Raw genomic sequence first — 12,245 nt, forward strand, 5'->3', positions numbered from 1 at the left:
TGATATACAGAATGCAAAGGTAATTCGAAAAAGAAATAGAACCAAAGGACTATTTTAGAAAATCAGGGTCAAGATAGGACGGATTGGGATATTTATAAAAGCCTTCTCCAGTAGCAACACCAAGTTTTCCGGTATCGATAAAATGTGTTTTCAGGTAGTCTACCACTTTTTGTTCATGGCCGTTTTTTGTTTTGTCGGCTGCAATTTTATTAATATTATAGGCTGTTGTAATGCCCACGACGTCTAATATTCCAAAAGGCCCTACAGGCGCACCGGTCGCTACCATCCAGGTTTTATCGATGGTTTCCACATCGGCGACACCTTTTACCAAAAGTCCGAGTCCGGCACCCAACAAAGGTACCAGTAAGGAATTCACAATATAACCCGGTTGTTCTTTATGCAAAGGTAAAGCCACCATTCCGATCGATTTGGCAAAAGCCACCACGGTATCAAAAACCTGAGAATCCGTTCCCGGATGTCCCATGATTTCGGCGGTATTGTGTTTCCATATTTCATTGGCAAAATGTAGTGCTAAAAACCGTTCCGGTCGACCGGTAGCAGCAGCAAACTGACTCGGTAATAAGGTGGACGAATTCGACGCAAAAATGGCTTTCTGAGGTGCTACGGCGGCCAGTTTCTGGTAGAAATCAATTTTAATCTCCGGATTTTCAGGAACGGCTTCAATAACCAGATCACTGTTGTCGACGGCTTTGCTTAAATCGGAAAAATAACGAATGTTTTCAAGAGCTTTTTGAACCTGTTCCGACGTTGCTTTCAGGTCTTGCTGATAGGCTTCACCTAGCTTGTGAAACGTTACTTTGGCTTTCTCCAATACGGTATCATTAATGTCATAAATATTTACCGTATAGCCGTGGAATGCCGTCTGAAACGCGATCTGCGCTCCCAAAACACCACTTCCGGCTACAGTTACAATTTGAATCGGCATGATAAATATTTTTTAGTTAAATCGTGTTGTATGCGTTATCGGTTGAAACAATTTCCGGAGTAGCAATTGGAAATCGTATCAGGTTAAAGTTACACAAAATGGAGCAAAAATTGAAACGAAAAAAAGGGTTTTGAAAATAAAAAAGTAACTTTTTTTAGTCACACCGAAGACGGATTGAAATTGTAAAATCCGTAACTTTAAAAGAAAAAACGATGAAAATAAGAGTATGTATTGCCGGTGCTACCGGATGGGCCGGTTCGGCACTAAGCCGGGGCGTGGCAGCGGATCCGGAATTGGAATTGGTTGCCGGAATTTCAAGAAAAGCAAAAGGTCAGAATCTAGGCGCGTTATTAGGATTGGGAGCGGTTTCAGTTCCGGTATACGAAACCGCTACAGAGGCATTGGAGGCAGTACCCTGTGATGTTTTTGTCGAATTTACCAAGCCCGATAGTGCAAAAACAAATGTAATGGCTGCGATCCGGAAAGGAGTTCATGTGGTGATTGGAACGTCCGGTTTGACTGACGCCGATTACAATGAAATTGCGGCATTGGCCGAAGAACATAAGGTAGCGGTACTCGCTGTAGGGAATTTTGCGATTACGGCGGTATTGTTACAGAAATTTTCGGAGATGGCGGCAAAGTATATTCCGAATTTTGAAGTAATCGATTATGCCGACGACCGGAAAGTGGATGCGCCAAGCGGTACGGTACGGGAATTGGTAAAACGGTTGTCGGAAGTACAGGTTCCGAATGAAACGGTTGCCGAAGCCGACAGAGTAGGACCACCGGAAGTTTGGGGTGCCAAGATGAATGGCGTTCGGGTACATGCGTTGCGTTTGCCCAGTTATACCATTTCGGTGGAAACCATTTTCGGACTTACAGACGAACGACTTACGATTCGTCATGATTCCGGAACCGGAGCCGAACCCTACGTAAAAGGCGGTTTACTGGCGATTAAAAAAGTAAGCAGTTTTACCGGTTTTAAAAGAGGATTGGATAGCGTAATGGATTGATAAAAGTAGACCTGATCGGTTGCCGATCAGGTCTGTAGTTAGCTAGAAAGCCACTTCGTCGGGAAGTAAGCCCGATCCGCCAATATAGGGCAGGGCATCGATACGTTTCATATCGCTTTCCGAAATCTCGAAATGGTATACGTTTAGATTTTGTTTGATTCGCTCCGGAGTAACCGATTTAGGTAATGGCAGGGTTTCGTTTTGCAGACACCAACGGATACATAATTGTGCCACCGAAACGGTATAGTTTGCTGCGATTTCCAATAAAGTAGGATCGTTTAGCATTTTTCCGGTTCCCAGTGGCGACCAAGCTTCGATCAAAATGTCGTTTGCTTTACAAAATGCTACGACTTCCGCCTGTAGATAACCCGGATGGTATTCGATTTGGTTGATCATCGGTTTTACGGTAGCCGTTTCCAATAAGGCTTCCAGATGGTGTACCATAAAATTACTCAGTCCGATCGCTTTGATTTTTCCGTCCTGATATAATTTTTCGAAAGCACGCCAGGTATCGGCATTTTTTTGTTTCCAATCGGAAAACTGTTTGGCATTTGCCGGCCAGTGAATCAGATAGAGATCCAGGTAATCCGTTTGTAAGTCACTTAACGTTTTTTCAAAAGCCTTTAGAGTGCTTTCGTAGCCACGCTCGGAATTCCAAAGCTTACTGGTAATAAACAATTCCTTACGGTCAATTCCCGAATCGGCAATCGCCTGACCGATACTTTTTTCGTTTCCGTAGATCGCAGCGGTATCGATATGTCGGTATCCGTTTTCCAAAGCCGATTTTACAGCTAGTACTGCGGTTGCTCCATCGGGTGTTTGCCAGGTTCCGAAACCAATTTCCGGAATGCTAACCCCGTTATTAAGCGTATAATCTGGAATGCTGTTATGCATGATGGTTGTGATTTATAGAGTTATGATAGATTCAAATGTACCAATTCAAAGGTGAAAAGATGTTAAATTCGTGTTGTATTATACCTTCAGTCCGCCAAAAATACTGGTCATAATAATACTGAGAACGATTAGGGTAATGACGATATACATTTTGTCCTTTTCAAGAATAAAAGCAAATAGCGACAGTACCACACGCAGGATTGGTGTCGCGATCAGGGCCAATACGCCAAACTGTATGATCTCGGTAGGGTTTAATGCCATTGCACCTTTTAGAATCCCTTCAAAAGTGGTGTATGCTGCACCTTCACCCTGGAAAGTATGATAGGAAGGAACGGGCGATCCGCCATGATGTAACAGGTAGGCAACACCACCGGCAATGGCCAGAAAGCAGGCTGTTAAAACGCCATAACGCAACACTTTTCCCACCAGTTGCTGTACATCGGTATCTGAAATATGTTTTTTCATAAGGCGTCGTTTTAAAATTTATGGTGATAACCGTTATAAATCATTTCCAATGCGACAAAAGTGATCGCCACACAGAAAATAATTCGCAATACTTTTGGATCCATTCGGGTGAGTAATTTCGAACCGGTAAAAGCACCGGCCAATACACCGATGATCACCGGAAAAGCAATTCCCGGATCCATATACCCCCGTTGTAGGTAAACAACAGCACTCGCTGCGGCCGTAACGCCAATCATAAAGTTACTCGTAGTCGTACTCACTTTAAACGGAATATGCATGGTCGCATCCATGGCCAATACTTTTAAAGCGCCGGAACCAATTCCTAGTAAACCCGAAAGTACACCGGCCACGGTCATAATTGAAAAACCGGCTCCGATATTTTTGAGTTTATACGGAACTTCTCCGTTTGGAGTGGGGTAGGTACTGTTTAATTTCAGTTTATAGGAAAGCGGACTTCCTTCGGTCAAAGCGGACTGGTTCTTTTTTCGCAAGGTCATTGCGGCGGAGAAAATCAGGACGCAACCAAATAAAATGGCAATCGTATTGGTAGGCGTATACACGGCTATCAACGCACCGATAACGGCTCCAATGGTGGTAGCAATTTCCAGAAACATACCCAGTCGGATATTGGTAATTCCTTCTTTTACATAGGCACTGGCCGATCCCGATGAGGTAGCGATCGAAGCCAATAAAGCAGCTCCGATGGCATAACGGATATCCACACCAAAAGCCAGTGTTAATAGGGGAATAACGACAACACCACCGCCCAAACCGGTTAGGGATCCCAAAAGACCAGCCAGATAGGCGCCTAATAAAAGGATTAGGGTAAAGGTTAGTATAGACATAATATTGCGGATTTTAATTTGTAATCGTGTTAATTCAATGCAAACATACGCTCTTTTATTTAAACATATGATGTTTTGAATTTTTTTGGACTAATTTTAACACCGGAGTTTACTGATTCTGATCGAGTATTTTTCGTAATGTAGCGATTCCGGCAGCTTCCTGTTGTGATTTCAGTGCTTCCAGCAACTGCTCGTGTAGGTGATGGTTCATGGCAAACTGGGTTATACCTTTCGGTTCGCGAGCCGCAAAGAAATTACGCAGAATCACGGTAAAACCATAGTATAATTCGGCCAGTACTTTATTCCCGGAGGCAAAGGCAATCGCCATATGAAAATCGATATCGGCATTGGCACATTCCTCCGGGTTTTCCGCGAGTATGGCTGTTTTCCGACGTTCCAGACAGTGTGTGATTTCGGTCAGTTGTGTTTCCGTTCGGTTGGCTGTTGCGAGACGTATGATTTCTTCTTCCAACAATTTTCGAACGGCATTGACATCTTTAAAATCAGCCCGTTGCAGGCGTTGTTCCATATTCAGCTCCTGGTAATTGTTGGTCACCGTAGTACCGGAACCTTGTTTGACTTTAAGGATTCCCGAAATGGCCAATGTTTTTATAGCTTCCCGAATGGTCGATCGACCTACGCCATATTTTTGCATTAATTCCGGTTCGGCAGGAATTTTTTCACCGGGTTGGTAAACCCCGTTTGCAATATCTTCTTTTATACTGTTGACAATCTTGGTGTACAGTTTCATAAGCTTTATTTTATACAAACATAAGATGTTTTGATGATAAGGCGGATGTTTTTGGGACAGATTTGTGACGAAGAACTAAAAAAGGACTTTATTAGCATTAATAAAGTCCTTTTTAAATTGAAAACCGGGTTGGTTTTTTATCTGTTTTAAGATTCGCAGCTACTGCAACTCACCAGATTGGTGATAAATTCTTTGGAAACACTTTGACTACGTTGGTAATACAAGGTTTTTACACCCAGTTTCCAGGCTTCGATCAACAGGCTGTTTACCTCTTTGATTGGCAATTCCGAAGGAATATTCAGATTTAAACTTTGTGCCTGATCCACGAATTTCTGACGGATAGCCGCTTGTTGGATAATCTCCAACTGACTGATTTCTTTAAAGGTTTTAAAAACATCCTTCTCCTGTTGTGTCAACTCTGTAATATGCTGAACACTACCACCATTTAGCATAATACCGCGCCATATTTCTTCGTTATCCAGCCCTTTTTCTTCCAATAGTTTTTTAAGGTATTTGTTTTTACGCATAAAATTCCCTTTGGAAAGTCCGGCTTTATAATAGTTACTACTAAACGGTTCAATTCCCGGAGAGGTTTGTCCCAAAATGGCCGAAGACGATGTGGTAGGAGCAATAGCTAACGTAGTGGTATTACGACGACCGTATCCTTTTAGCAATTCCGGTTCACCGTAAATACGCGCCAGTTCCTGAGTTGCCTTATCGGCTTTATCACTGATGTGTTTGAAAATTTCGGTGGTTTTCATTTTAGCTTCCATACCTTCAAACGGAATCATGTTTTTTTGCAGGTACGAATGCCAGCCTAGTACACCAAGTCCTAACGCACGGTGTCTTTTTGCAAATTTATTCGCAGCGGTCAGGTAATAATTTCCTTCCGTTTTTTCGATAAATTCCTGTAATACGGCATCCAGGAAAAAGATAGCCAGTTTAACGGCTTCGGTATCTTTCCATTCCTCATACAATTCCAGGTTCATCGACGACAAGCAACAGATAAACGATTCGTCTTTTGTAGACGGCAACATGATTTCACTGCACAGATTGCTGGCATTGATACGCATGTTGAGATCTTTATAGACCTGCGGTTTATTTTTATTCACATTATCGGAAAAGAAAATATATGGAAGTCCTTTTTGCTGACGACTTTCGAGTACTTTGGCCCAAACATGGCGTTTTTCGGTATCGCCGTCGATCATTTCCTGCATCCAGTAATCCGGTACGCAAATTCCGGTAAATAGATTTTGAATCGGATTACCTATATTTTTGATTTTTAGAAATTCCTCGATATCCGGATGATCAATATCCAGATAGGCGGCAAAGGCACCACGGCGAACACCACCTTGCGAAATGGTATCCATAGCCGTATCGAATAGTTTCATAAAACTTACAGAACCACTACTTTTCCCATTGTCGGTTACGGCACTACCGCGTTCGCGCAATTCTCCGAAATAACCCGAAGTACCGCCTCCGATTTTTGTCTGCATAATCACTTCGCCCAATTTATGGGTAATTCCTTCGATATGATCCGGAACGTGTACGTTAAAACAGGAGATCGGTAAACCTCTTTCGGTTCCCATATTGGCCCAAACCGGCGAACTGATACTCATCCAGCCGCGTTCGATCATTTCCTGAAAGGATTCTTTTAGCTCCGGGCGAAACAAACGACGTGCTGCAGCACTACAAATCCGGTCGATGGCGCCTTCAACGGTTTCTCCTTTTAAAAGGTAACCCCGGTTTAAGATTTGCTCACTTTCTGAATTTTTCCACCATAATTTTGGTAATGGGGCATTGTCGGTTGCGATTTCGCTATTGGTTTGTGGGATATTTTGCATGTTTAAAAACTCAAATTAAAATAAATCGTTAGCGGTAATACTTTTGTCATGTTTGGTATAGTCAACCGGACGTTTAGCGAAGAAATCATCCAAACTATTCGCAAATACCTCTTCTTCAAACCATGCCATAGCCTGATAGTCTTCCGGAGATACATAGAATACTTTCTCAATACCAATCTGACTAAGACTTTCGTCGATACGGAACTTCATAAAATTCACCAGATCGTGTTTTTTAATGATTTCAATTTCACCTTCTTCAAAGATCCAGTCCAGTATATCCGATTCAACACTGATCGAATCTTTAACGCTTTCGCGAATCAGGTCGATGGTTTCCGCATCAAAATATTCCGGGTGTTCTTCGCGAATTTTGTTTACGATATAAATACCCGCGTTGGCGTGCACTTGTTCGTCTACCGAAGTCCAGGCAATAATATTGCTTACATTCTTCATATATCCTTTAAAACGGGTAAAGGCAAGGATAATCGCAAACTGACTAAATAATGATACATTTTCGATCAGAATACTAAACAAAATCAGCGCAACGACATATTTTTTATTGTCTTCCGAGCGAGTATCCTGTAAAACTTTTGACAAATAGTTTACCCGTTGCATGATTACCGGAATGTCCAGTAATTTTTCGAATTCGTCGTTATAGCCCAATACTTCCAGTAAACGGGAATAGGCTTCCGAATGGCGGAACTCACATTCGGCAAAGGTGCTACCCAATCCGTTGAATTCCGGTTTTGGGAAATGCTCATAAATATTGCCCCAAAAACTTTTTACGGCCACTTCAATTTGTGCAATAGCTAATAAACTATGTTTGATTGCCGTTTTTTCGGCCGAACTCAAATGGGAATGAAAATCCTGTGTATCGGCTGTAAAATCAACCTCACTGTGTACCCAGTACGATTTGTTGATAGCCTCAGTAAATTGCAGTACCTCCGGGTACTCAAACGGTTTATAGTTGATTCGTTTATCGAAAATTGACATATATATAGAATTTAAAATTGAACCTGATTTGGGGAGGTAGCGTCGGGCTTTTTTCCGATCGGAAATAAGCTTGTCCGGTATTTTTCAAAGGTACGACAAGCCTGATTTTTGGTCAAAAGATTTGAGAAAGAAATCCGGATGTTTTATCAACAGCCCCTTTCGAACCTGTAAAAAAGAGTTATCAACAGCAGGCAATTTTACGGAAAGTAGTAGGATTGTGGCGACTTGCCCGGTATCCAAAAAAAGTTATAAACAGCTTTTCTTCCGATCTGTTTTTGTTTTTTAAAACGACTTATCAACAGTTTGTATCCGGTACTATTTTGTGCCCGTATAAAATCGCAGTCGAATAAGGTAATTTTATCTAAAATGATTTTAAATAAGCTGTTTGTAGCCGTATTCTGATTATTTCTTTTGAATCAAATAGTTATAAAAATAAACGCAATTAAGTTGCGTTTACTGAAATAATTGTATTTTTGTACCCGAATGGACATTTCTTGTCCTGATATTTCTATATAAAACATAAAAAGCTATGACAAAAACGACTTATGATGTTATTATTGTTGGAGGAAGTTACTCAGGTTTATCCGCAGCGATGAGTCTGGGACGGGCTTTGCGACAGGTGTTGGTTCTCGACGATGGAAAACCCTGTAACCGGCAAACACCGCATTCCCATAATTTCCTGACACAGGACGGAGAAACGCCACAACAGATTGCCGCAATTGCCAGGGAACAGGTAGCCCGTTACGAGACGATCCGTTTTTATAAGGGTAGCGCAACAGCGGCTCAAAGAACAAACGGGAATTTTGAAATCAAAACGGATGACGGTAGCGTTTTTACCGCCAGACGACTGTTATTCGCGACCGGTTTAAAAGATAATTTTCCGGATATTGATGGCTTCGCAGCTTGTTGGGGTATTTCGGTATTACATTGTCCGTATTGTCATGGATATGAAGTAAAACAACAACCGACCGGAATTATAGCCAATGGAGATATAGCCTTTCATTATGCACAACTTATCTTTAACTGGACCAAAAAGCTGACGATTTATACCAATGGAAAATCGACACTTTCGGCGGCGCAGGTACAAATAATAAAAAGCAATTCAATTGCAATTATAGAAAAAGAGATTGCTTCCCTCGAACACGAGCAGGGAAAATTAAAGAGGATCGTGTTTAAAGATCAGACAAGTATACCGCTTCAGGTGATTTATTCCCGTCCGGAGTTTACACAAAATTGTCCGATACCGGAAGCATTGGGTTGCGAAATAAATGAAATGGGACTGCTAAAAATCGATCCGACTTTTAAAACTACGGTCGAAGGTGTATCTGCATCGGGCGATTGTTCCAGCATGCGAACCGTGTCAGTTGCCGTCGCCACTGGGACTCAGGCCGGTGCTTTTATCAATAATGAGCTGTCGGCAGAAGATTTTGTTAAAATATAAGTCGCTGATTATTAATTGGTAGTGTTTTTGGAAGGCAGTAAAAGTAAAATTAACCCTTCCGGAAGCTTTTTTCCTAACCTTAAAATGCTATTTTTGTTTTTTAATTTTTAACAAATATATATTATGAAAGACTTATTAACGAAGATCAACGCCGAAATTGATGCATTCAAAGCCGAGTCAGAATTACAAGTTGAAAAAGGAAATAAAGCTGCAGGAACAAGAGCTCGTAAATCTGCTTTAGAATTAAGCAAATTATTAAAAGAGTTCAGAAAAGTATCTGTAGAAGAATCTAAAAAATAAGAGCTATAGCACAGGTATTTCGTTTGTAGATACGCTGAACTATAACAACATCGAATGCCACCGGACTACCGGTGGCATTTTGTTTTTGGAGCCATCGGTTTTCTGTATCTTTGCCGGACTAAAACAGGAATACGATATTGCTATTTATTTTTTATCTTAAATTTTAAAAACCTTGGATACCCAATCAAAAACGATAACGCAATTAGTAAAGGACAATCCGCTTTATGTATTTGCCTTAAATTCGGAAGCCGGAGAATTGTTCCAAAATGAAAAAACACTGTTTGTCGGTATCGGAAAAGTCAACGCAGCCTATCATTTGACCCGTGAAATTCAGCTAAACCGACCAGAGTTGATCATAAATCTTGGATCGGCCGGGAGTAACACTTTTACAAAGGGAACCGTAGTAAACTGTACCCGTTTTATACAACGCGATATGGACGTGAGAGGATTGGGATTTGATTTGTATAAAACGCCACTTTCGAACGAGGAAATCGTGTTGGAATACGGAGTAACAATTCCGGGGTTACCGGACGGAATTTGTGGTACCGGAGACAATTTTGAAACCAATCATGATACGACCGATTATACCGTTGTGGACATGGAGGCCTATGCGATGGCACTGATCGCAAAACAGGAACAAATTCCGTTTTTATGTTTGAAATATATTTCGGACGGAGCCGATGGTTCCGCAGCCGAAGACTGGACGATACAGGTACATAATGCAGCAATAGCATTTAAAAAAGTACTCGATTCGATTGTCATTGCTTCTCAGTCAACCGTGTAAGGTAGCGTCTGAAATGGAGTAGCCTTTTTTGTAAGAATGGTCTATAGGGATAGTCCGTTTTTTGGATAATTTTGAAATATCAAAAAAAAAACCATGTTATTTTCCATTCAAACACCGTTAGAAAACGATAAAGTCCAATTATATCCCTTACAGGAATCCGATTTCGAATCCCTTTTTGCCCTGGCTTCCGATCCTAAAGTTTGGGAACAACATCCCAATAAAGATCGATGGAAAGAACCCGTTTTTCGTGTTTTTTTCGACGGAGCGATGCAAAGCAAAGGAGCCTATAAAATTGTAGACAAAGCGACTGGAGAAGTCGCCGGCTGTACCCGTTTTTACGATTATAATGAAAAAGAAAACACGATTCTGATTGGTTATACTTTTTATGCGGTACAATTTTGGGGAACCGGAATCAACCCGTCTGTAAAAAGACTCATGATGGATTATGCTTTTCAATATGTCGCTGCCATTGACTTTCATATCGGCGCGACCAACTACCGTTCGCAGATTGCCATATCACGACTTGGAGTCACCAAAATTGCCGAAGAAAATATAGCCTATCATGGCGAAACGCCCAAACTGAATTTTATCTATCGAATCCGAAAACAGGATTGGGAAACCATCGAAAAAAAATAATCAACCGATAATAAAATGACGACCCGAAAAGAGTCGTCATTTTTTTTAGAAAGAGGTTTGGATCACGTTTTAAACGATAAGCGAAATAGTGATAACCGGAAAGTATTATTTGACTTGGAGGTGACAGATTTAACGCTTATATAACTTTTTTTAAATCGCATTTGCTTAAATTTATAAGATTAACCTTTAAAAAACAGTAAGTATGAAAGCAGTACGATATTTTGGACATAAAGATGTCAGAGTAGTAACCGATATGGAAAAACCGGTTCCGTCGGGGGATGAAGTACTATTAAAAATTGGAGGAGCCGGTGTTTGTCATTCCGATTTACATATTATTGATGAAGGAATTGTTTCGGGAGTTACGTTTACATTAGGACACGAAAATGCCGGTTGGGTAGAAGAAGTGGGACAGGATGTAAAGGGTTTTAAAAAAGGTGATGCCGTATTGGTTTACGGTCCGTGGGGATGTGGACATTGTAAACCGTGTCAGCATTCACAGGAAAATTATTGTGATCATCAGTCAGAACAAGCTTTTGGCGGTGGATTAGGACTTAACGGTGGTATGGCCGACTATATGTTGGTGCCGTCTTCCCGTTTATTGGTTCCCATTCATGACCTCGATCCGGTAATCGCAGCACCTTTAACCGATGCGGCTTTAACGCCTTATTCGGCCATCAAGCGATCGTTACACAAATTAATGCCGGATGAATATGTCGTAGTGATCGGAGTAGGAGGATTGGGCCACGTGGCTTTACAAATACTAACGGAAATGAGCGGCGCTACGATTATAGCCTGTGATATTACTCCGGAGCGATTGGAATTTGCTAAAAAATTGGGTGCTACCCATGCCATCAATTCAATGGATAAAGATGCGGCAGCGCAAATCCAGAACATTACCGGTATCCGAAAAGCCAAAGTCGTAATCGATTTTGTTGGCGCATCGTCTACAATTGACCTTGGCACGAAGGTAGTTGGCCTGGATGGCGATCTGACTATTGTTGGTTTGGGCGGTGGAAAATACGAATACAATATGAATGGCTTACCTTTTGGTGTCAGTATGACCAATCCGTATTGGGGTTCGCGTACTGAACTTATGGAAGTAATCGGGTTGGCCCGACAAAAGAAAATCCATATTGAAGTCGAAAAATACAAGCTAGATCAGGCGGTGGAAGTGTATGACAAATTGCGAAACGGACAGATAAAAGGGCGTGCCGTTTTAATCCCGTAAACCATCATAAATTATAAAAAGCGACTGCTGGAATTTTCCAGCAGTCGCTTTTTTATTGTGATACGGGAAAATAAATCGGGAATTGCGATAAAAATTTTATCTTTGTCG

The 12,245-nt window shown here is 41.4% G+C and carries 13 protein-coding genes; 6 read left to right on the forward strand and 7 right to left on the reverse strand.

The window, feature by feature from the left end:
• Positions 1-49: 49 nt before the first annotated feature.
• Positions 50-946: a 3-hydroxyacyl-CoA dehydrogenase gene (locus AAFN64_RS05295; RefSeq protein ID WP_347759518.1), complete on the reverse strand. Its 897-nt coding sequence runs from the start codon at positions 944-946 to the stop codon at positions 50-52.
• A 212-nt stretch (positions 947-1,158) separates the two neighbouring features.
• On the opposite strand from AAFN64_RS05295, the gene dapB reads away from it, so the two are divergent.
• A complete protein-coding gene (gene dapB, locus AAFN64_RS05300; RefSeq protein ID WP_300486724.1) occupies positions 1,159-1,959 on the forward strand; it encodes a 4-hydroxy-tetrahydrodipicolinate reductase in 801 nt (266 codons plus the stop codon).
• A gap of 42 nt (positions 1,960-2,001) precedes the next feature.
• On the opposite strand, the gene AAFN64_RS05305 is transcribed toward dapB, so the two are convergent.
• From AAFN64_RS05305 to AAFN64_RS05330, 6 genes are all read right to left on the reverse strand, one after another.
• Positions 2,002-2,853, reverse strand: a complete 852-nt coding sequence (locus tag AAFN64_RS05305; protein ID WP_347759520.1) for an aldo/keto reductase — start codon at positions 2,851-2,853, stop codon at positions 2,002-2,004.
• A gap of 78 nt (positions 2,854-2,931) precedes the next feature.
• Positions 2,932-3,318, reverse strand: coding sequence for a DUF1634 domain-containing protein (locus AAFN64_RS05310; RefSeq protein WP_300486729.1), 387 nt, complete (start codon positions 3,316-3,318; stop codon positions 2,932-2,934).
• An 11-nt stretch (positions 3,319-3,329) separates the two neighbouring features.
• On the reverse strand, positions 3,330-4,163 hold the full coding sequence (locus tag AAFN64_RS05315; RefSeq protein ID WP_300486731.1) for a sulfite exporter TauE/SafE family protein: 834 nt from the start codon (positions 4,161-4,163) through the stop codon (positions 3,330-3,332).
• 109 nt (positions 4,164-4,272) lie between these two features.
• Positions 4,273-4,914 carry a FadR/GntR family transcriptional regulator gene (locus AAFN64_RS05320; protein WP_300486734.1) on the reverse strand — a complete coding sequence of 214 codons (642 nt, stop codon included), beginning with the start codon at positions 4,912-4,914 and terminating at the stop codon, positions 4,273-4,275.
• A 146-nt stretch (positions 4,915-5,060) separates the two neighbouring features.
• Entirely contained in the window at positions 5,061-6,758 is a 1,698-nt protein-coding gene (locus AAFN64_RS05325; RefSeq protein ID WP_347759522.1) for a ribonucleoside-diphosphate reductase subunit alpha, read from the reverse strand.
• Between the two features lie 15 nt (positions 6,759-6,773).
• Positions 6,774-7,748, reverse strand: a complete 975-nt coding sequence (locus AAFN64_RS05330; protein ID WP_300486740.1) for a ribonucleotide-diphosphate reductase subunit beta — start codon at positions 7,746-7,748, stop codon at positions 6,774-6,776.
• A 529-nt stretch (positions 7,749-8,277) separates the two neighbouring features.
• On the opposite strand from AAFN64_RS05330, the gene AAFN64_RS05335 reads away from it, so the two are divergent.
• The 5 genes from AAFN64_RS05335 (at position 8,278) to AAFN64_RS05355 (ending at position 12,137) form a co-directional block, all read left to right on the forward strand.
• Positions 8,278-9,189, forward strand: coding sequence for an NAD(P)/FAD-dependent oxidoreductase (locus AAFN64_RS05335; protein ID WP_300486743.1), 912 nt, complete (start codon positions 8,278-8,280; stop codon positions 9,187-9,189).
• A 123-nt stretch (positions 9,190-9,312) separates the two neighbouring features.
• Complete coding sequence (locus AAFN64_RS05340) at positions 9,313-9,489, forward strand: histone H1 (RefSeq protein ID WP_136402700.1); 177 nt, start codon at positions 9,313-9,315, stop codon at positions 9,487-9,489.
• A 172-nt stretch (positions 9,490-9,661) separates the two neighbouring features.
• Complete coding sequence (locus AAFN64_RS05345; RefSeq protein WP_347759524.1) at positions 9,662-10,273, forward strand: nucleosidase; 612 nt, start codon at positions 9,662-9,664, stop codon at positions 10,271-10,273.
• 93 nt (positions 10,274-10,366) lie between these two features.
• Positions 10,367-10,909: a GNAT family N-acetyltransferase gene (locus tag AAFN64_RS05350; RefSeq protein ID WP_300486751.1), complete on the forward strand. Its 543-nt coding sequence runs from the start codon at positions 10,367-10,369 to the stop codon at positions 10,907-10,909.
• A 202-nt stretch (positions 10,910-11,111) separates the two neighbouring features.
• On the forward strand, positions 11,112-12,137 hold the full coding sequence (locus tag AAFN64_RS05355; protein WP_300486754.1) for an NAD(P)-dependent alcohol dehydrogenase: 1,026 nt from the start codon (positions 11,112-11,114) through the stop codon (positions 12,135-12,137).
• The last annotated feature ends 108 nt before the right edge of the window (positions 12,138-12,245 follow it).

It is taken from the genome of Flavobacterium sp. CAU 1735, assembly GCF_039888695.1.
GTDB lineage: Bacteria > Bacteroidota > Bacteroidia > Flavobacteriales > Flavobacteriaceae > Flavobacterium.

Excerpts from the sequence above, each read along its gene's own strand:
- AAFN64_RS05295 (WP_347759518.1), bottom strand. The coding sequence starts at position 946 with ATGCCGATTCAAATTGTAACTGTAGCCGGAAGTGGTGTTTTGGGAGCG.
- dapB (WP_300486724.1), top strand. The coding sequence starts at position 1,159 with ATGAAAATAAGAGTATGTATTGCCGGTGCTACCGGATGGGCCGGTTCG.
- AAFN64_RS05305 (WP_347759520.1), bottom strand. The coding sequence starts at position 2,853 with ATGCATAACAGCATTCCAGATTATACGCTTAATAACGGGGTTAGCATT.
- AAFN64_RS05310 (WP_300486729.1), bottom strand. The coding sequence starts at position 3,318 with ATGAAAAAACATATTTCAGATACCGATGTACAGCAACTGGTGGGAAAA.
- AAFN64_RS05315 (WP_300486731.1), bottom strand. The coding sequence starts at position 4,163 with ATGTCTATACTAACCTTTACCCTAATCCTTTTATTAGGCGCCTATCTG.
- AAFN64_RS05320 (WP_300486734.1), bottom strand. The coding sequence starts at position 4,914 with ATGAAACTGTACACCAAGATTGTCAACAGTATAAAAGAAGATATTGCA.
- AAFN64_RS05325 (WP_347759522.1), bottom strand. The coding sequence starts at position 6,758 with ATGCAAAATATCCCACAAACCAATAGCGAAATCGCAACCGACAATGCC.
- AAFN64_RS05330 (WP_300486740.1), bottom strand. The coding sequence starts at position 7,748 with ATGTCAATTTTCGATAAACGAATCAACTATAAACCGTTTGAGTACCCG.
- AAFN64_RS05335 (WP_300486743.1), top strand. The coding sequence starts at position 8,278 with ATGACAAAAACGACTTATGATGTTATTATTGTTGGAGGAAGTTACTCA.
- AAFN64_RS05340 (WP_136402700.1), top strand. The coding sequence starts at position 9,313 with ATGAAAGACTTATTAACGAAGATCAACGCCGAAATTGATGCATTCAAA.
- AAFN64_RS05350 (WP_300486751.1), top strand. The coding sequence starts at position 10,367 with ATGTTATTTTCCATTCAAACACCGTTAGAAAACGATAAAGTCCAATTA.
- AAFN64_RS05355 (WP_300486754.1), top strand. The coding sequence starts at position 11,112 with ATGAAAGCAGTACGATATTTTGGACATAAAGATGTCAGAGTAGTAACC.